The following is a 20731-nucleotide window of genomic DNA, read 5'->3' on the forward strand; positions in this document are numbered from 1 at the left end:
CGGGGGCAGTCCGCCCGCCGAGCCCGGCGCGGCAACGCGCCGGTGCCGCGCAGCGGGTGGTGGAGGGGTTATTCCACGCTCCCCACCCCCTGCCCAAACCACCAGTCCCCAACCGCGCGCGATCCACTACGCTTCCGCCCAAACCATAACGGACGGAAAGAGGATCACCATGGAAGCACCAGCCGCGCTCACCGCGCGCGTCGTCACGCTGTTCGTCGTCTGCGCTCTGGGACAGGTCGGCGGCTCGCTCATGCTGGGCAAGACCGCCGGCTTCACCCACCCCGGCTGGAGCGCGGTCTGCGCGCTCACCTACGCCGTCTCGCTCTGGGCACTGGCGACGCTGATCCGCGAAGGCGGCCCGCTCAGCCTGCTCATGCCGATCCTCGCCGCCACCGTGCCGCTCGTCGTGATACTGATCGCGGTATTCGTGCAAGGCGAGCCCGCCTCCTGGCCCCGCCTCGGCCTGCTGACGCTCGCCTGCGCCGTGATCGGCGTCTCCGGCACCCTCTGATCGCAGGCGGTGCAAGAGAAAAAGGCGAAGGGAGCAGGGCGAGGGCCATCGCCCTCGCGCTCCCGGGAATGAGGACACCCGCGCCCTCCCTTCCGAACGTCACCCCGGACTTGATCCGGGGTCCAGCTTGTTCTTGTTACAGCAAGCTGCCCTGTCGCGATGTATCCTCGCGCTTGGCCGGTTGCATCACGCGCGCATCCACCCTCTGACCGCAGGCGATGCAAGAGGTAAAAGCCAAGGGGCAGGGCGAGGGCCATCGCCCTCGCGCTCCCGGGAATGAGGTCACCCGTGCCCTCCCATCCGAACGTCACCCCGGACTTGATCCGGGGTCCAGCTTGTTCTTGTTGCAGCAGGCCGCCCTGTCGCGGCGTCTCCCCGCGCTTGGCCGAGTTCATCACGCTCGCTCCATCCTCTGACCGCAGGCGCCCCCTACCGGAGAGGCGGCACCGCGCCAGTGATGACGGAGGGGGACGAGCCGCGTCCGCTAAAGCACCGCTGCAAAAGCCCCAGCGGCCCCATCACCTCAGGTCAAACGTCCTCCCCGCTCTCTCCGTCGTCTCAGCGAAGGCTGGGATCGCCCGTCGCTGCAGCCCAGGCACTCCACCCTAACACCGCAACGCCAATCCAGGACTTCAAGGGGAGAAGAGCAAATGCGAGGGCTGTCGCCCTCAGGCTCCTGTCGCGATCCCTTTGATGCAAAAATCGGGTTACTGGACAGAGCCGCCGCTTTGCGGCATCCGGTTCACAACGCGCTGTGAGGATGTTCGTTGAGCACTTTATCTGTATCCGGTTTCTCCTGTTTGGACGAACTGCAGTTTGAGACCTCTCCTGTTGTCGCCATTATTGGCTCACAGGGAAGCGGGAAAAGCGTCACGATCAAGTTAAACTACTTTGCAGCGGACATAAATCGCGAACATATCTCGTGCGCCGAACGGGGTTTATCGTTCGAGGAATTTAAAAAGCATCTGGCTAATAAGTTTCGTGTGTGGTTCCCAGTCGAAGCGTGGGGGCAAAAGAGATTTATTATCTCATATTATTCGGACGATTTTTACGTCAGAATTATGAGGAGGATGAAGTCTGGAAGGCCATCTGAAGAATTGGCGTTTACTTTTAGCGACTGGTACGAAGACTTTTATCTGAAAAGTCGCGATGCTTTTTTGCAGGCTAATGCCCGCTCTCTAGACGAAGATCTTTTTGCGCAGGAGCTTAAGGTTTCTGCTGATCCTCTTGAGGCGACACTGAAAATGCGGTTGGGAATTCGTCAAAATATCCGGCGAAGACTTGGGGCATCTTTTATAGAGAATCAGACATTCATCCCGGCTGGCCGAGCATTCTTTACTGGTATCGGAAAGTTAGTGGCCGCGTTTAATAACTTGGGTGCTATCGACCCATTGACTATTAAGTTTGCGGAACAGTTTTCCGAAATTCGGTCACGTGCGGGGTCTACTGGCAACCTTATGCGCATACGCCGAAAGTCGCTGGAGACGGTCGAACGAGATCGTAAGTACAGCGAGCAATTTTTCGGTGGTGAGCTGGTTTTTGAGCCAGGTTCCGAAAGAGTGAAGATTACAGATGGTCGGCAAGTTCCATTTACTGCCATGAGCAGCGGTCAGCAAGAGTTGCTGCCAATGTGGTCTATCATACAGTATCTTTCCGAACTCGAAGCCTTCAGGGATGGCAACGCTCGGTCTTTTCGTGAGTTAATCTATATCGAAGAGCCCGAAGCTCACCTTTTTCCACGCGCTCAAAGTGATTTCTTGGCTTACCTATTTGAAAGCCTAAAATTTTCGGATGATCGAAAAAGCCTGATTCTAACTACCCATTCTCCATATATCATGGGTCGTTTGAACGTGTTTTTAAAGTCCGGCATTCTTTCTAGAAGGAAGAAAAAGAATACAGATATCAATGATATTGTTCCGCGTGAGCGTTGGATCAGGCCTCAAGACTTTAGGGCCTATGCAATGATGGATGGTGGAATGTGGAATATCGTTGACTCGGACGGGCTTATTGATTCATCTTACTTAGATTCAATCTCTGACGATATTGCCAGTGATTTTGATCGCCTTCTCGAAGTAGAGATGGAAATATAGCTATGTCTCATTGTTATAATAAAGGCGATAAAATTATAAAAATTGGTGATCCCAAGTCGTCAGAGATAAATATAGAAAACGACGATGAGGAAGTTCTTGAGATTTGTCTTGTGGATGGTGTATTGATTCAAGATAACTCTCGGCGGTGTGATAAACTTATCAGAAGTTCTGGATCTTGGATTGCTCTTATCGAATTTAAGGGGCGAGATGTCGAATCTGCGGCAGATCAATTGTTTCAAACGCTTGGTCATTCGCAAATCAAGTGTAAGCTTGAAAGTAAGAGGTTGGCAGTCGTAGTGTCGAAAACTGTCCGCGTACCAAGTTTTGACAATTTCATGAAGAAACAGAAGCAAAGATTCGCGAAAGATCACAAATCTTTGTTTCGAGTTGAGCGTTCGGGAAGGACGATGTGCCCCAAGAGGTTGTGCAGTGCGTCGTGATTTGTTAGGCTGAAAACCCTTCTTTCCTACACCCCCCATCCCAGCCTAAACATTCCTGTTTTGTTCCAACAGGAGTCCAGGCGGCATGGCGCGCAGCGGTGATGGATCGGATCGTTCGCAACTCTCCTCAAGGGAAGGCGCGCAGGCGGGGACCAGTTCCTTCGGGCGCGGCTGGATTCCGCTCGAGCGCGATATCGGCCTCCCCGGCGATGCCCTTCTGAACAACGCTGGGCCAGACGACGCGCCTGCCGCGCAAAGGAGCGCCCCGGCCGCCGAGGCTCTGCCGCAAGAGGGCGCCGCCACCCCCGTCTATCCGCAGGCCTTCACCCCCGAAAAGCGCGGGGCGTTCCTGCTGGCGCTGGCCGAACATGGCAACGTGCGGCTCGCGGCACGCGCGGCGGGGACGTCGGCGCAGAGCGCCTATGTCGCGCGGCGGCGCGATGCGGGCTTTGCCGCCGGGTGGGAGGCCGCGCTGCTCTGCGCCGCCGATCATGCGGGCCAGGTCCTCGCCGATCGCGCCATCCACGGCGTGACCGAGCCGGTGTGGTTTCGCGGCGAGGTGGTCGGCACGCGCACCCGCTACGACAACCGCCTGCTGCTCGCCCATGTCGCGCGGCTCGATGCCCACGCCGCGCGCGCCGGCAAGGACAGCCGCGCCATCGCCCGCGATTTCGATGTCTATGTGGGGGAAGTGCTGGCCGGGCAGCCAGACCCCGGCGCGCTGTGCCTGCCGCTCGACAAGGTCATCGAAAACGCCCGCCGCGTCGCCACGCTGGAATTTCCCGAAGACCTCTGTGATGTCGACGATGCGCTGATCGAACGCGCCATGCTCGAACCCGAATTCGAGATCCATGAGGACGAGGAGGGGGACGAGGAAGGGGAAGAAGGCTTCGGAGAGGGCGAGCCCGGGGAGGCCGATCCCGAAGAGGTGTGGGAAGTGGCGCAGATGCTCTACTGCGAGGACGCCGTCGCGCTGGCAGAGGCCGACTGGCACGCCCGCCGCGCCGCCAACCTCGCCCGCGTCGATGCGCTGCTCGCCGGTTCGCACGATGCGGTGGCACAGGGCAGGGCGGACGGCGAAGACCCCCTCCTGCCGCCGATGGAATTCAAGTCCTTAGGACCGTGTAAACCCCGTCAACCCCGCCGTCCGGTGGGGGCCAATGGGAAGGGCGGGGAGGGCCTGGCTCAGCTCCCGCCCGAGGTGGACCTGCCCGAGGTGGACTTGGCCGCCGATCGCGCGGCCAGCCAGTCGATCGCCGATTGGATCGCGTCCTGCGGGATCGCGCCGTCGGCCATCAGGCTGTCGCCGGTGCGGTTGTTGCGGATCGCGATGGACGGCGTGCCGCCCACGCCCGCCGCCTCGGCCGCGGCGCTTTCGCCCATCACCCGGCGCAGCGTCTCGGGCGCGCGGCGGCAGGTGCGCAGCGCCGGTACGTCGCTGGCGCCCGCCTCCTGCGCCAGGCTGCCGATGGCATCGCTGCCCCGGCCCGCGCTCGCCGGGATGCCCCGCCCGTTGGTGGCGGTCAGCGCCAGGTACCGGTCCAGAAAGCGGTAGAACCCCGCCGCGCCGGCTTGTTCCGCCACGCACAGCGATGCCGCCGATGCGGCGATGGCCGGCTCGCCGTGAAAGGGCAGGGGCATCAGCCGCACGATCAGGTTCAGCTTGCCCGTGCTGTTGGCCCCGGTGGTGTTGGCCCCGGTGGTGTTGGCGTTGTTGGCATCGACCAGCTTCTCGCCCGTCTGCCCGAACTGCTTGCAGTACGGACATTCGGGATCGAGCCAAACGATCAGCGTCAGCCCTGCCTCGGCCGGGCCATAGACGCGGTCGCCCGTGCCGACCGGCGCCACCAGCGCGCCACTGCGCCAGCCCCCCTGCGCCGCAGCCGGGGTGGCAGTTGCGGCGAGCGCGAAGGCGGCGGCGGCGGCGATAACGGCCACGAAGATGGGGCGGATGGTCATGCGATCAGGTCCTGGTGCTCGCCCAGCGCGGGCGCGTGGAGCGAAGGGCGGGCGGGCTCATGGGCAAAGCGGATCGGCGTGCCGATGTGGCGGCGGCCCAGCTGGTCGGTCAGGATGAAGCCGCGCGCCTTCACCTGTTCGTCGTCCAGCGCTTCCGGATACGTCTTGACCGGGCCCCAGCACACGTCAAGCCGGTCGAGCAGCGCGCCCGCCTCGTCCAGCGTCATCGCCGCGAACGTCTGGGCGAGCAGGTCCACCACCGGCTGCTGGTGCGGCCCCGGTTCGTTGCACAGCGGGGCGAGGTCGATGCGGCCCAAGTGCCCGAGCAGCGCCTCGATGAACTTCTTCTCCTGCCCCGCGATCGCCAGCATCCGCCCGTCGCCGCAGGCGTACCAGCGATAGAACGCGCCCCCTCCCGTCGTCCGTTCATGCGCCACGTTGGGCTGGCGCCCTTCGGCAAGCGTCGGGCCCATCACGTTCGAGGTGGCCGACAGCAGCGTTTCCTGCATCGCGATGTCGATGAAATCGCCCCGCCCCGTCCGCTCCCGCGCCAGCAGCGCCATCAGCACGCCCGACAGCCCCTGCAGCGCCGACAGGTAGTCCGACACCGGAATGCCCGGCATCGCCGGCTTGCCGTCGGCGCCGAGCGTTGCGCCCAGCACGCCGGTCATCGCTTCCAATGCCAGATCGTGCGCCGGGCGCCTGGCCAGCGGCCCGTCCTGCCCGAACGCGCTGATCGCGCAGTACACGATCCGCGGATTGCGCGCCGAAAGGGTCGCATAGTCGATCCCCAACCGCGCGGCGACTCCGGGCCGGCTCGATTCGACGACGACGTCGGCGGTGTCGACCAGCGCCAGGAACGCGGCGCGGTCGGCCTCGTCCTTCAGGTTCAGGACGACGCTTTTCTTGCCCCGGTTGAAGGCGCGGAAGTAGACGGTGTCGGGCCCGTCGGACAGGCCGATGTGGCGGGTGTGGTCACCGCCCGGCGCTTCGACCTTGATCACCTCGGCCCCGTGATCGGCCATGGCAAGGGTGAGGTAGGGGCCGGGAATGAAGCTCGACAGATCGAGCACCCGGATGCCGGCCAGTTTCACGCAAATTCTCCCGTTCCGCTTCAACCGTCTGATTAAACGCGGATCGGGCAAGCGGGCCGCCAGGTCAAGCGGCGAGAGGGCGGGTCAGTTGTCGTTGCAGTGGTGGCGCGAAAGGATGCGGCCGAGCCGGTCCAGGCGTTCGTTCTCGATATCCTCGAGCTCGCGCAAGAGGCGAGTTATTTCCACATTGTCGATCGCGAAGGCGAGATCGTCGAAGGCCTGTGGCACCGGCTGGATCGGGAAGGCCATCTGCAGGCAGCGGGTCAGGCGCGCACGCGCCCAATCGGAGCTTTCGACAAGCCGACCGATCCGGTTTGCGCCAACGCTGAGCTTTCGACCCCGACTGTCCATATTGTCCTTCGTCGCCTTTCGGCCCGATCTTTATGTCAAATTATTGAAGCCAAGTCGAATCTCCAATCCGCAATTGCCGTAAGGAGGGTTGCGCGAAGGGTTCGGCGACCTGGTCCGTTTTTCATATCTCCAGCTGGCTGCCGAGCTCGATCACCCGGTTGGTCGGCAGGTGGAAGAACTGCATCGCCGAAGAAGCGTTGCGGACCATCCACGCAAAGAACGCTTCGCGCCACACCGCCATGCCCGAACGGCGACCCGGCCGGGCCGACGGAATTAACGTTTGGCGCGACAGGAACCAGCTGGTTTCCATCGGCCGCAGCGGCCCCCCGGCACGCGTTTCAGCGGCGAGTTCGGCGGGCAGGTTCGCTTCGTCCATGAAGCCCAGGTGCACCACCATGCGGTAGAAGCCGTGGCCCAGCTCTTCCACTTCGCGCCGGGCGTGCGCGGCGACGTGGGGCACCGCCTCGGTCATCACCGTCAGCACGATCACGCGTTCGTGCAGCACGTGGTTGTGCTTGAGGTTGTGCAGCAGCGCCGGCGGGATGCCTTCGACCGTGGAGGCGAGGAACACCGAGGCCCCCGCCACGCGCTTGACCCGGCCGGGCACGCTGTCGAGAAACAGGTCGAACGGCATGGAATCCTCGGCAAGCCGTTCGCGCATGATCTGCCGCCCGCGCGCCCAGGTGGTCAGCACGAAGAAGCAGATGCCGGCGACGAGCAGCGGGAACCAGCCGCCATCGGGCACCTTGGTGGCGTTCGAGGCGAAATAGGCGCCATCGACGACGAGGAACACCGCCGTAAGAGTGCCGGCGGCGAGCTTGGGCCACTTCCACACCTGCATCGTCAGCACCCCGGTCATGCAGGCGGTGATGAACATCGTGCCGGTAACGGCGATGCCATAGGCCGCCGCCAGCGCGCCCGAAGAGCGGAAGCCCAGCACCAGCAGGATGACCAGCGCCAGCAGCAGCCAGTTGACCAGCGGCACGTAGATCTGCCCCGCCGCCTTTTCGCTGGTGTGGCGAATGGCAAGGCGCGGCAGGAAACCAAGCTGGATCGCCTGCTGCGTGACCGAATAGGCGCCCGAGATCACCGCCTGGCTGGCAATGATCGTGGCGAGCGTTGCCAGCACCACCAGCGGCAGGCGCAGCGCTTCGGGCGCCATCAGGAAGAACGGGTTTTCGACCGCGGCGGGCTGGCGCAGCAGCAGAGCCGACTGGCCGAGGTAGTTGATCAGCAGGCAGGGAAAGGCGCAGTACAGCCAGGCGAGCGAGATCGCGCGGCGGCCGAAGTGGCCCATGTCGGCATAGAGCGCTTCCGCGCCCGTCACCGCCAGAACCACCGAACCGAGCGCGAGGAAGGCGAGGCCGGGATCGAGCAGGAAGAAATTGAGCGCATACCAGGGGTTGAGCGCGGCCAGCACTTGCGGCGCCTGCGCGATCTGGATCGCGCCCATCACGCCGATGACGATGAAGTAGATCACCATCACCGGCCCGAACATGCGGCCCACGGCAGCGGTGCCGCGCGACTGGATCGCGAACAGGCCGACGATGATCGCGATGGCGATCGGCAGGACGAAGTGGGCGGCACCCGGTGCGGCCACCTGCAGCCCTTCGACCGCCGACAGCACCGAAACGGCCGGGGTGATGATGGCATCGCCATAGAACAGCGCCGTGGCGACAAGGCCCATCATCATGATCGTGCCCGCCCAGCGGCGGCCGCCCGCAGCGTTCAACTGGCGCCCGATCAGCGCCATCAGCGCCAGGCTGCCGCCTTCGCCCTTGTTGTCGGCGCGCAGGATCACGAACACGTACTTGATCGTGACGATCAGCGTCATCGTCCAGAAGATCAGCGACAGCACCCCGAACACGTGCGCGGGATCGACCGCGAGCGGATGTGCGCCGATGAAGCTTTCCTTCAGCGCATAGAGCGGGCTGGTGCCGATATCGCCGAACACCACGCCGATCGCGCCGAGCGCAAGCGTGGCAAGGCCTTCGCCATGGTGCCCATCGTGCGCGGGCGCGCTTGAAGGCGATGCGGCGGCGGCGGGCGTGGTGCCGGGCGCGGAACTGGCGGCGCCGAGCGTGAGAGTCTGGTCCATGCTGCCCGAATGCGCCGCCCGCCCGCGGGTTTCACGCATCTTTACGGGATGTTTATGCCGGGGGGTGGGGCGGGGAGACCGGAAGGCAATCAATTCAACAAGCTAGTCGTCGCCCCGTGCTCGACACGGGGCTTGGCTATCCTTGAGACCTTGCATTTGCGATTCTGGTCTTATGCGCTGGACCTTGCCCCGCGCTAGTATCCTGCGGTGGTGGCGCAGGGCAGTAGCGCGAAGAAGCCAAGCCCCGTGTCAAGCACGGGGCGACGAGGGGTAGTGGTGGAAATTCGGCAGGCAGATGCTAAGCGCCTGCGGATGAAGGCAAGAAGCTTGAGCCTTTTGGCCGCACTCGCAACGGCGGCATGCAGTCCATCTCTGCCAGATGGATATACTGTGGTAGTTGCCGACAGAGGCAAGTCCTGGCTCGCCAAACCTGACGGAACGATTGTGCATGGCGCACCGATCAAGCAGCTTTACAACGGCTCCGGGCACCTTCTTTTGATCGCACCGGCGAGCACCATCGATGCCGAGATCGAGGGCCCTCGGCCTCTCGACGGTAACTGCTACGTCGCAATTCTTATCGACAGCCGAAATGGGCGTGCACAGCAGTTGAGACTTGCTGAAGCGCATCGCCTCGCCGCCAGAATGACCTTGGTGGAGGCGTCCACTAGGCGCTGTCTGCCAGGGATGCCGACGTCCTAGATCGGGGTCGACGATGCCCGTTTGCGGGTGTGAATTGTAATAGCTCAATAAATGAGGCCGAACTGACCGAAACGACTGGAAGTGGGCGGTCAGTGTTCAGTTATACAAAACACCTTTTTCGTCGCCCCGTGCTTGACACGGGGCTTGGCTTTCCTTGCGACAATGCATTTGCCATTCTGGCCCGATGGAGAAGGGCGGCTGGGTCACCATCATGGCAAACCGCTTTCGCGGCGGGATGTATGTCGGCGTCACAGCCGATCTGATCCGGCGCGTGGGGCAGCATCGTGAAGGCGCGGGTTCGCTGCACGCCCGGGATTTCGGCAAGGCACGGCTGGTCTATGCCGAGCGGCACGAGGACATCGAGGCTGCCATCGCGCGGGAAAAGCTCGTCAAGAAATGGCGCCGGGAATGGAAATTCTGATCGAGGCGGAGAATCCCGATTGGCTCGACCTTTGGGAACAGTGGTATCCAGCAACGGCGGCGCAAGGCGAGAGCGCGAAGTAGCCAAGCCCCGTGTCAAGCACGGGGCGACGACAGGTAGTGGTGGGAAGCGGTCGTAGGACTTGATGCACTACGCCACAAAAATGGAAGCTGGGGGGGCAATAGCCAATGCGAACAGCGCAGCCACCGTCCATCTGCTCCCGCGCAGTTGAAGTGCAAGCGCCGTAACAAACAGCACTGCAAGCACCGTAAGGTAAATGTTCTGAACACGCTCAACATTTGCAAAGCACGCGGCAACTTCGTCCGGTCGCTCGTTGAGTTGACACTCGGCCATGAATAGCACCGGTAAAGGGCAGAGGGAGAACATGGTTGCCCCGATCAATCCCAGTGTGAAGCTGAGCACCTTCATATCATGACTATAACACGTTCCGTTTGGTCAGCAATGTCGGCGTCTCTTGAGCGACGCCTTCTGGGCGTTACCCGCCATCCCCTGAAGGCCGCCCCCTTTCACCACCTCTCCCCATCGCGTTCGGCAGCGGCTATGGCGGTGGGGCATGGCGCGCCATTCCGTCTCTTCCGATCCTGCGCCGCTGGGCAGTGCCGAGGGCTATCTCGCGGCGCTGGGGCTGGTCGCGCTGATGACGTTGCTTGGCGCGCTGCTTTCGGCGCGCGGCAATCTGGCCGATATCGGGCTGCTTTATCTGGTGCCGGTGATGTTCGCGGCGACGCGGCACGGGCTGGTGACCGGGATCGCCACGGGGCTGGTGTCCTCGCTCGCCTACAACTTCTTCTTCATTCCGCCGGTGCTGACGTTCGCGATCCGCGATCCGAGCCATGCGATCACCGTGCTGGTGCTGCTGGGCGTGGCGGTGGTGGCGAGCCAGATGGCGGCGCGGGTGCGCCAGCAGGCGCGCGCGGCGCAGGATGAGGCGGGGCGCGAGGCGGCGCTCGCCGGCTTCGCGCGCGTGCTGATGGGGGTGACGCGGCGCGACGAATTGTGGAGCGTGCTGGCCGGCGAACTGGCGCGGCGCTTCGACGTGCGGGTGGTGGTGTGCGAGGCGGGGCCGGACGGTGCGGCGCAGCTTGCGGCCTCGGCGCCGCCGGTGGAGCGGCTGGACCTGCTCGAGCTCGTTTCCGCGCAGTGGAGCCTCGACAATGCGCTGGCGGCAGGGCCCGGCGCGGCGACGCCGACCGCGTCGGAATGGCTGTTCCATCCCGTGGTGGAAGGCACGCGGGCTGTGGCGACGGTGGGCCTTGCCCGGCCAGATGCGACCGCGCCCTTGCGCGCCGAGCGGCTGCCGCTGCTCGCCAGCCTGATCGACCAGGCGAGCCTCGCCCATGCGCGGATCGCGCTGGAGGATGAGATGGTTGCACTCGGCCGGGTGCAGGAACGCGATGCGCTGCGCGGGGCGCTGCTGTCATCGCTGGGGCACGACCTGCGCACGCCGCTGACCACGCTGCTGGGCTCGCTGCGCGCGCTGGAGGCGGGGCAGGCGGGGGCTTCGCTGGCCGTGGCGCGCGGCGCGGCGGAGCGGCTCGACCGGTTCATCTCCAACCTGCTCGACATGGTGCGGATCGAAAGCGGCACGGTGGAAGGCACGCGCGAGGCGGTGGACCTGGGCGAAGCGGTGGCGGCGGCGCTGGACGACTTGCGCGGCGGCGCGGGGGCTGCGCGCGTGGCGGTGGCGGTGCCGGACGACCTGCCGCTGGTGCTGGCCGACGCGCGGCTGCTGCACCATTGCCTGATCAACCTGATCGACAACGCGCTGCGGCATGGCAGCGAGGGCGGGGTGACGGTGGAGGCGCTGGCGGGCGGGGACGGGGCGGTGGAACTCGCGGTGCTCGATCGCGGACCGGGCCTGCCGCCGGGCAGCGAGACGCGCGTGTTCGGCCAGTTCGAGCGGCTCGAAGGATCCGACCGCGTCGGCGGCACCGGGCTCGGCCTTGCCATCGTGCGCGGCTTTGCCGAGGCGATGGGGGTGCAGGCGCTCGCCGCAAATCGCGCCGACGGGCCGGGGGCGCGCTTCGTGCTGCGCTTTCCGCCCGCGCTGCTGCGGCGCGTGGAGGCGGCGGAGTGAGCGCGGGGCGCAGCATCCTGGTGGTGGACGACGAGCCCGAGATCCGCGCGCTGCTGGCGGGCGCACTGGCGGGCGCGGGCTACGTGGTGGAGGAGGCGGGCGATGCGCGCGCCGCGCTTGCCGCGCACCATGCGGGCGGGCACGCGCTGGTGCTGCTCGACCTGGGCCTGCCTGATCGGGACGGGCTGGAGCTGGTGCCGCTGCTGAAGCGCGCGGGCGCGGCGGTGGTGGTCGTCTCGGCGCGCGATGCGGTGGCCGAAAAGGTCGCCGCGCTGGACCTTGGCGCCGACGATTATGTCACCAAGCCGTTCGATGCGGCCGAAGTGCTGGCGCGCGTGCGCACCGCGCTGCGCCACCGCGTTGCGCCTGAAGCGAGCGCGAACGTGGTGCGCTTTGGCGGCACGTGCGCGATCGACCTGGTGGCGCGGAGCGTGACGCGCGATGGCGCCGATGTGCACCTGGCGCCCAAGGAGTACGCGCTGCTCGCCATGCTGGCGACGCACGGCGGCAAGGTGCTGACCCACGCGCAACTGCTGCGCGAGATCTGGGGGCCGGGGCACGAAAGCGACGTCGAATACTTGCGGGTGGCCGCGCGCGGCATCCGTCGCAAGCTGGAAGGCGGGGCGGGCGATGCGCCCTCTGCGGTGCGCAACGAACCGGGTGTTGGCTACCGCCTCGCCATCGAGTGAGCGCGGCGGCGCTGTGCGCGTGCCCGATAGACTACGGCATTCCCGAAGCCTTGCGGCGCAATTGTTTCCGCGATGCGGGAATGTCGCGAATCGCGCGGTAAACCGCTGATTTACGTTAATAACGCTCTAACTTTGTGTCCCAGCCCGGGAATAGATCCATCCGTGCGCATTTCCGCATCGCTTCGGACATTTTTTCTGCACGGACATTTTCATACCTTTTTCATCAACTTGGGAAAAAGCAGACAAGATAAAGTAACCTTAGTTATGGTTAATTGAGACTACAGGTAAGTTGTCGCCTCCCTAACCGACCAATAGGTAATCGCCGGTCATAGAGAGTTAACGTCCAGAAAGATTCTGGGCAGTCGCGGGGGCGGGACAGGCCAGTGGGCTCGGCAAGTGGCCGAAGCTCATTAACCAATATGCCCTTCGTCGACCGGCACTGCGGCACAGGGGGCATTATCATGGCGACCACGAGCACGACACCGAGCGTCAACACCACCTCGATGTTCAACACGCCGCAGGCGGTTGACGATACCTACACTTTCTCGCAGACCTACCTCGAAGGGCTGGCCAGCAACGGCATCGTCACGCTGTCGCTCGACGTCATGGCCAACGACCTTGGCGGCGCGGCCAAGGACCTGTGGGCGGTGGTCGACCAGGAAGACACTGGCCCCGTCACCTACTCCGCCGCGGAAACCGCCGACCTGATCTCGAAGGACGCCACCGGCGAGTGGAAGACCACGCGGCCCGGCACCAAGGTGGCCGTGGTCAACGGCAAGCTGTCCTACCAGATGGACGCGAGCGCGATGGCGGTGATCAAGGCGCTGCCCGCCGGCCAGACCGTGACCGACGTGATCTCGTACTCGATCCGCCTTGCCAACGGCACGCTGAGCGTCGCCGAAGTGACGATCACCATTGCCGGCACCAACGATGCCGCGGTGATCACCGGAACCTCGGCGGTTACCATCACCGAAACCGATTCCGCCCTTTCGGCCGGCAGCAAGCTCAACGTCACCGACGTCGACACCGGCGAGGCGAAGTTCCAGGTCCAGAGCAACGTCGCGGGCAACCACGGCTACGGCACGTTCTCGATCGATGCGAACGGCAACTGGACCTACAGCGCCGGCGCCCACAACGAATTCGCCGCCGGGCAGAGCTACACCGACAGCGTGACGGTGAAGTCCATCGACGGGACCAGCCAGGTCATCACCGTGACCATCGTGGGCACCAATGATGCGCCGGTGGTTTCGGGCGCGGTGACCGGGACGGCGACCGAAGGCGGCGCGAGCTCGACGCTCAATGCCCTTGCCAACGCCAGCGACGTCGACCTCGGCGCCTCGCTTTCGGTGACCAACGTGCCCGGCACGCTGCCCGCGGGCGTGACCTACAACGCTGCGACGCACAGCTTCTCGTTCGATCCGTCGAACAGCGCCTATGACTACCTCGCCGCCGGCGCCACGGCGACCGTGACGGTGACCTATGGCGTTACCGATGGCACCGCGACCGTACCCGCCTCGGTCAGCTGGACGATCACCGGCACCAACGATGCCGCCATCATCACCGGCACCTCGACCGCGACGATCACCGAAACCGACGCGGCGCTCAGCGCCAGCGGCAAGCTGAATGCGACCGACGTCGACAGCTCGGCCGCGTTCGTCGCGCAGACCGATGTCGCCGGTGACCACGGCTACGGCACGTTCTCGATCGATGCCGCCGGCAACTGGACCTACGCCGCCGGTGCGCACAACGAATTCGTCGGTGGCCAGACCTACACCGACAGCGTGACGGTCAAGACCGCCGACGGCACCAGCCAGGTCATCACCGTGACCATCACCGGCACCAACGACGCCGCCGTCATCACCGGCAGCACGGGCGCGACGCTGACCGAAAGCGACGCGGCGCTGAACGCCAGTGGCAAGCTGGACGCGAGCGACGTCGACAGCTCGGCGGCATTCGTGGCGCAGACCAACGTGGCGGGTGACCACGGCTACGGCACGTTCTCGATCGATGCCGATGGCAACTGGACCTACGCCGCCGGTGCGCACAACGAATTCGCCGCCGGGCAGGCCTACACCGATAGCATCACGGTCGCGACGGCCGATGGTACCAGCCAAGTCATCACGGTGACGATCACCGGCACCAATGACGCGGCGGTGATCACCGGCTCGTCGTCCGCCGACCTCACCGAAAGCGATGCGGCGCTCAGCGCCAGCGGCAAGCTCGACGTGACCGACGTCGACAGCTCTGCGGCGTTCGTCGCGCAGACCAACGCGGCCGGCGACCACGGCTACGGCACTTTCTCGATCGATGCCGACGGCAACTGGACGTATGCCGCGGACGCCCACAACGAATTCGTTGCCGGCCAGACCTATACCGACAGCGTGACGGTCGCGACGGCCGATGGCACGACGCAGGTCATCACGGTAACGATCTACGGCACCAACGACGCGGCCGTCATCACCGGCACGGCTTCGGCCGAAGGCGACGAAACCGACGCCGCGCTGACGCTGGGCGGCAAGCTCTCGGCGACCGACGTCGACAGCTCGGCCGACTTCCAGGCGGGCACGCTCGCCGGGTCGCACGGCTCGTTCACCATCGCCGCCGATGGTACGTGGAGCTACACCGCCGACAGCGCCAACGATGCGCTGAACGTGGGCGACAGCGTGACCGACAGCGTGGTGGTCAAGACCATCGACGGCACCGAGCAGACGCTGAGCGTGACCATCCACGGCACCAACGATGCCGCCGTCATCACCGGCACGGCTTCGGCCGAAGGCGACGAGACCGACGCCGCGCTGACGCTGGGCGGCAAGCTCTCGGCGACCGACGTCGACAGCTCGGCCGACTTCCAGGCGGGCACGCTCGCCGGATCGCACGGCTCGTTCACCATCGCCGCCGACGGCACGTGGAGCTACACCGCCGACAGCGCGAACGATGTGCTGAACGTGGGCGACAGCGTGACCGACAGCGTCGTGGTCAAGACCATCGACGGCACCGAGCAGACGCTGAGCGTGACGATCCACGGCACCAATGATGCTGCCGTGATCACCGGCACGGCATCGGCGGAAGGCAATGAAACCGACGCGGCGGTGACGCTGGGCGGCAAGCTCTCGGCGACCGACGTCGACAGCTCGGCCGATTTCCAGGCGGGCACGCTCGCCGGATCGCACGGCTCGTTCACCATCGCCGCCGACGGCACGTGGAGCTACACCGCCGACAGCGCGAACGATGTGCTGAACGTGGGCGACAGCGTGACCGACAGCGTCGTGGTCAAGACCATCGACGGCACCGAGCAGACGCTGAGCGTGACGATCCACGGCACCAATGATGCTGCCGTGATCACCGGCACGGCATCGGCGGAAGGCAATGAAACCGACGCGGCGGTGACGCTGGGCGGCAAGCTCTCGGCGACCGACGTCGACAGCTCGGCCGATTTCCAGGCGGGCACGCTCGCCGGGTCGCACGGTTCGTTCACCATCGCCGCCGACGGCACGTGGAGCTACACCGCCGACAGCGCCAACGATGCGCTGAACGTGGGCGACAGCGTGACCGACAGCGTGGTGGTGAAGACCACCGACGGGACCGAGCAGACGCTGAGCGTGACGATCCACGGCACCAACGATGCCGCCGTGATCACCGGCACGGCTTCGGCCGAAGGCGACGAGACCGACGCGGCGGTGACGCTGGGCGGCAAGCTCTCGGCGACCGACGTCGACAGCTCGGCCGACTTCCAGGCGGGCACGCTGGCCGGGGCGCACGGCTCGTTCACCATCGCCGCCGACGGCACGTGGAGCTACACCGCCGACAGCGCGAACGATGCGCTGAACGTGGGGGACAGCGTCACCGACAGCGTGGTGGTGAAGACCATCGACGGCACCGAGCAGACGCTGAGCGTGACCATCCGCGGCACCAACGACGCGCCGGTGGTTGCTGCTGCGCTGACGGCGGCGGCCAACGAGGATGGCGCCGCGTTCAACCTCGACCTGCTGGGCGGGGCGAGCGATGTCGACAACGCGAACCTGCATGTTTCGGACGTGACCGGCCTGGTCGCAGGCGTGACGCTGTCGGGCGATACGCTGATCGTCGATCCGGCGAATGCGGCGTTCCAGTCGCTGCAGGCGGGCGAGACGCGCGAGATCGTGGTCAACTACAACGTCATCGACGGGCAGGGTGGCAGCGTGGCGCAGAGCGCGACGATCACCATCACCGGCACCAACGACGGCGCGACGATCAGTGGTGACACCACCGGTGGCACCGTGGTCGAGGATGGGGTGACCCAGCTGACCGGTCATGTGAGCGTGGCCGATGCCGACCACGACCAGGCGGCGGCGATCGCTGCGAGCGCGACCGGCACGTACGGCAGCTTCTCGGTCGATGCGGCGGGCAACTGGTCCTACCAGCTCGACAATGCGAGCGCTGCGGTCCAGAGCCTCGCCAACGGGCAGGTGGTCAGCGAGCAGTCGTTCACCAGCGAATCCGCTGACCACTCGGCATCGGTGACGCTGAACTTCTCGGTCCAGGGCACCAACGATGCGCCCAAGGTGACGCTGACCCAGTCGGCCACCGCGACCGAGGACGGTTCGCCGGTTTCGCTCAACGCGCTGGCGGGCACGTCGGACGTCGATGCGACCGACACGCTTTCGGTGACCTACACCTCGCTGCCGGCAGGCGTGACGTATGACGCGACGACGCACCAGTTCACGCTGGATCCGACCAATGCGGCGTTCCAGCACCTGGCCGCCGGGGCGACCGACACGGTCACGGTGAACTATGGCGTGAGCGACGGCACCACCACGACGCCGAGCAGCCTTTCGTTCAAGGTGACCGGCGTCAACGATGCCGCCACGATCACCGTGGACAGTGCGGTGACCAACGACCGCGCGGTGACCGAAGCGGGTGTGGCCGCAGGCGATGCGAACGCTTCGGGCAAGCTGCTGGTGACCGACGTCGACGATGGCCAGGCCGCGTTCCAGACCCCGGCTTCGCTGGCGGGCACGTATGGCACCTATACGTTCAATGCCACGACCGGCAGCTGGACCTACACGCTCGACAACACCAAGGCGGCGACGCAGGCGCTGACCGCGTCGCAGACGGTGCAGGATCACCTGACGGTGGTTTCGGCCGACGGCACCGCGACGCACGACATTGCGGTCACGGTAACCGGCGCCAACGATGCCGCCACGATCACCGTGGATGCGACGGTGGCGAACGACCGTGCGGTGACGGAAGCGGGCGGTCTTGCCAATGCGACCGCAGGCGATGCGAGCGCTGCGGGCAAGCTGCTGGTGACCGATCCGGACTCTGGCCAGGCCGCGTTCCAGACGCCGGCTTCGCTGGCGGGCACCTATGGCACGTACACGTTCAATGCCACGACCGGCAGCTGGACCTACACGCTCGACAACACCAAGGCCGCGACGCAGGCGCTGACCGCGTCGCAGACGGTGCAGGATCACCTGACGGTGGTTTCGGCCGACGGCACGGCATCGCACGACATCGCGGTGACGGTGACCGGCGCCAACGACACGGCGACGTTCGGTGGCACCAGCACCGGTTCGGTCACCGAGGACAGCACCACGCTGACCAGTGCGACCGGCACGCTGACCGTGACCGATCCGGACCTGAACCAGGCGAGCTTCGTGGCGCAGACCAACGCGGCGGGCACGTACGGTTCGCTCTCGATCAACTCGGCCGGTGCGTGGACCTATACCATCGACAACACCAAGTCGGGCTTCGCCACGCTCAACACCGGCACGACCGCACACGATATCTTCACCGTGCAGTCGGCCGATGGCACGACGACGACGATCGACGTGAGCGTGGTGGGTAACACCGATGTGACGCTGGCGGCGGTGCAGACGGCGAGCGGCGATCCGAACGACTTCGACTCGCAGGGTGCTGCCGGGGACATCAAGTTCCAGGGCAACGGTCAGTCGGCCGATACGGTCTATGGCGGTCCGGGCAACGACACCATCAACGGCAACAGCGGCAACGACACCCTGTACGGTGGTTCGGGTGACGACAAGCTGGACGGTGGCGCCGACAACGACACGATCTATGGCGGGTCGGGCAACGACACGATCACCGGCGGTAACAATGTCGACGTCCTCATCGGTGGCTGGGGAGCGGATACGCTGACCGGCAACCAGGGCAACGACACGTTCAAGTTCCTGAGCGCTCTCGACCGCGGCGACACGATCACCGACTTCACGCACGCCAATGGCGAGCAGGACAAGATCGACGTGTCCTCGATCGACGCGGACCAGAACACGGCCGGCTTCCAGCACTTCACCTTCAACGGCACGACGCCGACCGCCAACGGCCTGTGGTACGTGGTGAACGGCAGCGACGTGGTGCTTTATGGCGATATCGGCGGCAACACCGCGACCATCGAGCTGCATGTCACGCTGACCGGGGTGACCTCGCTGACGGCGGCAGACTTCATTCTCTAAAGCCGGGTCGCAAACCAAGGGAAAGGGGCTGCTGCGGCGGCCCCTTTTTCGTTTGGGGCTGGGTTGGCGTTCGAACCGAGCGGCGCGGGCATGGCCCCGGCGTGGCGCAACAAAAAAGCCCGGAAGGCTGGTCCCTCCGGGCTTTGTGCTTGCTGTCCTGTCGCGAGCGCTCAGGGAACCGGCAGTTCCTTGACGGCATCGAGTTCCACCGGGGCGGCAGTGCGCGGTGCGGCGGGATCGCGCAAGGCGCGTGCGCTGGCGCTGCCGAGGGGCAGGCCGTCGATGCCGCGCAGCAGGGGCGTGAGCAGCGGCACGTCGCCGCGATGCTTGACCTTGTCGAAGTGATCGTCGGGATCGTAGCGCGGCTCGCCCGGCAGCAGCCAGGTCTGTTCGAGCGCACCCATGGCGGCCAGCACGCGGGCCTGGGCGATGTAGGCGCTGGCCATCGCGCTGTTGTAGTTGCCGCGCGCCAGCAGCAGTTCGCGGGCGAGATCGAGCACGTCGAGCGTGGTGCGGAGCCCCGCCTTTTCCTGCAGCAGGGCACCGTCATAGGCGCGGCGGGCCGATTCCACCGCGCTGGCATAGCGATCGACCGCGGCGCCGAGCGCCTTCCAGTCATCCCAGGCGGCGGCGAGCGTGGCGCGGTTTTCGCGCAGCGCCGCATCGATCAGGCGCCAGTCGGAATCGTTGGCGGCGATCGCCTCGCCCACGCGGGCCTGGCGCAGGCCGCTTTCGTAGATCGGGCCGGACAGGACGACCTGGCCGGAAAAGTCGCGCTGGTCGCGGCGGGGCAGTGTTGTCAGCAAACCCTGCACGTTCCAGCCGTTGACGTAATCCGCCTGTCCCTTGAGATCGACGCGCGGCATCAGGTCGGCCTTGGTGGATTCGAGGCTGGCGCGGCTGATCTTTTCGCGTTCCTGCGCGGCAATGAGCACGGGGTTGTGGCCTTCGGCGTAGGCATAGGCCGCTTCGAGCGAGTCCGCGGGAAGGCGCAGCGGGTTGGGCGCGGCAAGGGCGCCGGCGGGAGCACCGATCATGCGCAGGAACGTCGCTTCGCCCGCCGCCGCATCGCGCTGCGCGGTGAAGACCTGCGCGCGGCCGAGTTCGACGCGGGTTTCGACCTGCTCGACATCGGTGGAGGTCACCTCGCGCCGCTTGAGCCGAGCGCGGTTATCGGACAGTTCCTGTTCCAGCGTAGCGAGGTTGTCGCGCGCAATGGCCACGGCGGCGCGATCGCGCAGCAGGCCGACATAGGCGCCGATCGCATCGAGCAGGGCCTGTTGTTCGGCCGAGCGCATGACCTGCCGCTGGTAGCCGAGCTGGGCCAGGGCATAGCGTTCCGACGCGGCGTTGCGGCCAAAGGTGAAGATCGGCTGGGTGAGGACGGCGGTGGTGGTGAGACTGCGCGTCGTGTTGTCGGACCACCCGTTGCCCGGCGTGCGCAGGCCTGAGCGCGTGATGTCGTAGCCCACCTGGTAATCGAGCCGTGGGCCGAAGGCGGCGCGGGCCTGGGGCACGCGGTAATCGATCCCGCGCAGTGCAGCGCGCTGGGCAAGGACGGTGGGGCTGGTCCAGTAGGCCAGCCTGAGCGCCTGCGGCAGGGCATCGACCGGGGTGCCGGCGCGCGATGCTTCGGCAATGTCGGCGGGTGTGCCGCCGGGAAGGTCGGGCGAATAGCGCAGCGCGCTTTCGGGGGCGGGCGCGGGCGGGCCCATTTCCGATGGGGCCAACGTGGGCTGACTTGGTGCATCCTGGGCGCGGGCGGCGAGCGGGCTCGCCACCAGTGCTGCCCCCGCGAGCAGTAGTGTCTTCACGTGCATTCCCCCCTGATC

At 65.6% G+C, this 20731-nt stretch carries 13 protein-coding genes; 6 read left to right on the forward strand and 7 right to left on the reverse strand.

The features are described 5' to 3' along the window. Window positions 1-169: 169 nt before the first annotated feature. Window positions 170-511: a hypothetical protein gene (locus tag AACH40_RS04080; protein ID WP_338644306.1), complete on the forward strand. Its 342-nt coding sequence runs from the start codon at window positions 170-172 to the stop codon at window positions 509-511. 767 nt (window positions 512-1278) lie between these two features. Continuing rightward, a complete protein-coding gene (locus AACH40_RS04085; protein WP_338644307.1) occupies window positions 1279-2601 on the forward strand; it encodes an AAA family ATPase in 1323 nt (440 codons plus the stop codon). Window positions 2602-3168: 567 nt separating this feature from the next. Here the strand turns inward: AACH40_RS04085 and AACH40_RS04090 are convergent. From AACH40_RS04090 to AACH40_RS04110, 5 genes are all read right to left on the reverse strand, one after another. Next, window positions 3169-4089 (reverse strand): hypothetical protein, encoded by a 921-nt coding sequence (locus AACH40_RS04090; protein ID WP_338644308.1) that lies wholly within the window; start codon window positions 4087-4089, stop codon window positions 3169-3171. Window positions 4090-4226: 137 nt separating this feature from the next. Further along, window positions 4227-5000 (reverse strand): DsbA family protein, encoded by a 774-nt coding sequence (locus tag AACH40_RS04095; protein WP_338644309.1) that lies wholly within the window; start codon window positions 4998-5000, stop codon window positions 4227-4229. After that, window positions 4997-6094 (reverse strand): CoA transferase, encoded by a 1098-nt coding sequence (locus AACH40_RS04100; RefSeq protein WP_338644310.1) that lies wholly within the window; start codon window positions 6092-6094, stop codon window positions 4997-4999. Before AACH40_RS04100 ends, AACH40_RS04095 begins: the two co-directional genes overlap by 4 nt. A gap of 84 nt (window positions 6095-6178) precedes the next feature. Next, the gene (locus AACH40_RS04105) at window positions 6179-6445 is read right to left on the reverse strand and encodes a hypothetical protein (RefSeq protein ID WP_169492412.1); all 267 of its coding nucleotides are present in this window, start codon (window positions 6443-6445) and stop codon (window positions 6179-6181) included. 121 nt (window positions 6446-6566) lie between these two features. Continuing rightward, window positions 6567-8543, reverse strand: coding sequence for a potassium transporter Kup (locus tag AACH40_RS04110; RefSeq protein ID WP_422394896.1), 1977 nt, complete (start codon window positions 8541-8543; stop codon window positions 6567-6569). Window positions 8544-9426: 883 nt separating this feature from the next. On the opposite strand from AACH40_RS04110, the gene AACH40_RS04115 reads away from it, so the two are divergent. Continuing rightward, a complete protein-coding gene (locus AACH40_RS04115; protein ID WP_422394881.1) occupies window positions 9427-9663 on the forward strand; it encodes a GIY-YIG nuclease family protein in 237 nt (78 codons plus the stop codon). A gap of 150 nt (window positions 9664-9813) precedes the next feature. On the opposite strand, the gene AACH40_RS04120 is transcribed toward AACH40_RS04115, so the two are convergent. Next, the gene (locus AACH40_RS04120; RefSeq protein WP_338644312.1) at window positions 9814-10092 is read right to left on the reverse strand and encodes a hypothetical protein; all 279 of its coding nucleotides are present in this window, start codon (window positions 10090-10092) and stop codon (window positions 9814-9816) included. A 145-nt stretch (window positions 10093-10237) separates the two neighbouring features. Between AACH40_RS04120 and AACH40_RS04125 the strand changes: the two genes are divergently transcribed. The 3 genes from AACH40_RS04125 to AACH40_RS04135 all read left to right on the forward strand — a co-directional run bounded on the left by AACH40_RS04125 (window position 10238) and on the right by AACH40_RS04135 (window position 18899). Continuing rightward, window positions 10238-11761, forward strand: a complete 1524-nt coding sequence (locus tag AACH40_RS04125; RefSeq protein ID WP_338644313.1) for a DUF4118 domain-containing protein — start codon at window positions 10238-10240, stop codon at window positions 11759-11761. Further along, window positions 11758-12450 carry a response regulator transcription factor gene (locus tag AACH40_RS04130; protein ID WP_338644314.1) on the forward strand — a complete coding sequence of 231 codons (693 nt, stop codon included), beginning with the start codon at window positions 11758-11760 and terminating at the stop codon, window positions 12448-12450. Before AACH40_RS04125 ends, AACH40_RS04130 begins: the two co-directional genes overlap by 4 nt. 461 nt (window positions 12451-12911) lie before the next feature. Next, a complete protein-coding gene (locus AACH40_RS04135) occupies window positions 12912-18899 on the forward strand; it encodes a VCBS domain-containing protein (protein ID WP_338644315.1) in 5988 nt (1995 codons plus the stop codon). Window positions 18900-19069: 170 nt separating this feature from the next. Here AACH40_RS04135 and AACH40_RS04140 read toward each other — a convergent pair whose 3' ends face one another. Next, window positions 19070-20713: a TolC family protein gene (locus AACH40_RS04140; protein WP_338644316.1), complete on the reverse strand. Its 1644-nt coding sequence runs from the start codon at window positions 20711-20713 to the stop codon at window positions 19070-19072. Window positions 20714-20731 lie beyond the last annotated feature (18 nt).

This window comes from Novosphingobium olei (assembly GCF_037076535.1).
Lineage (GTDB): Bacteria > Pseudomonadota > Alphaproteobacteria > Sphingomonadales > Sphingomonadaceae > Novosphingobium > Novosphingobium olei.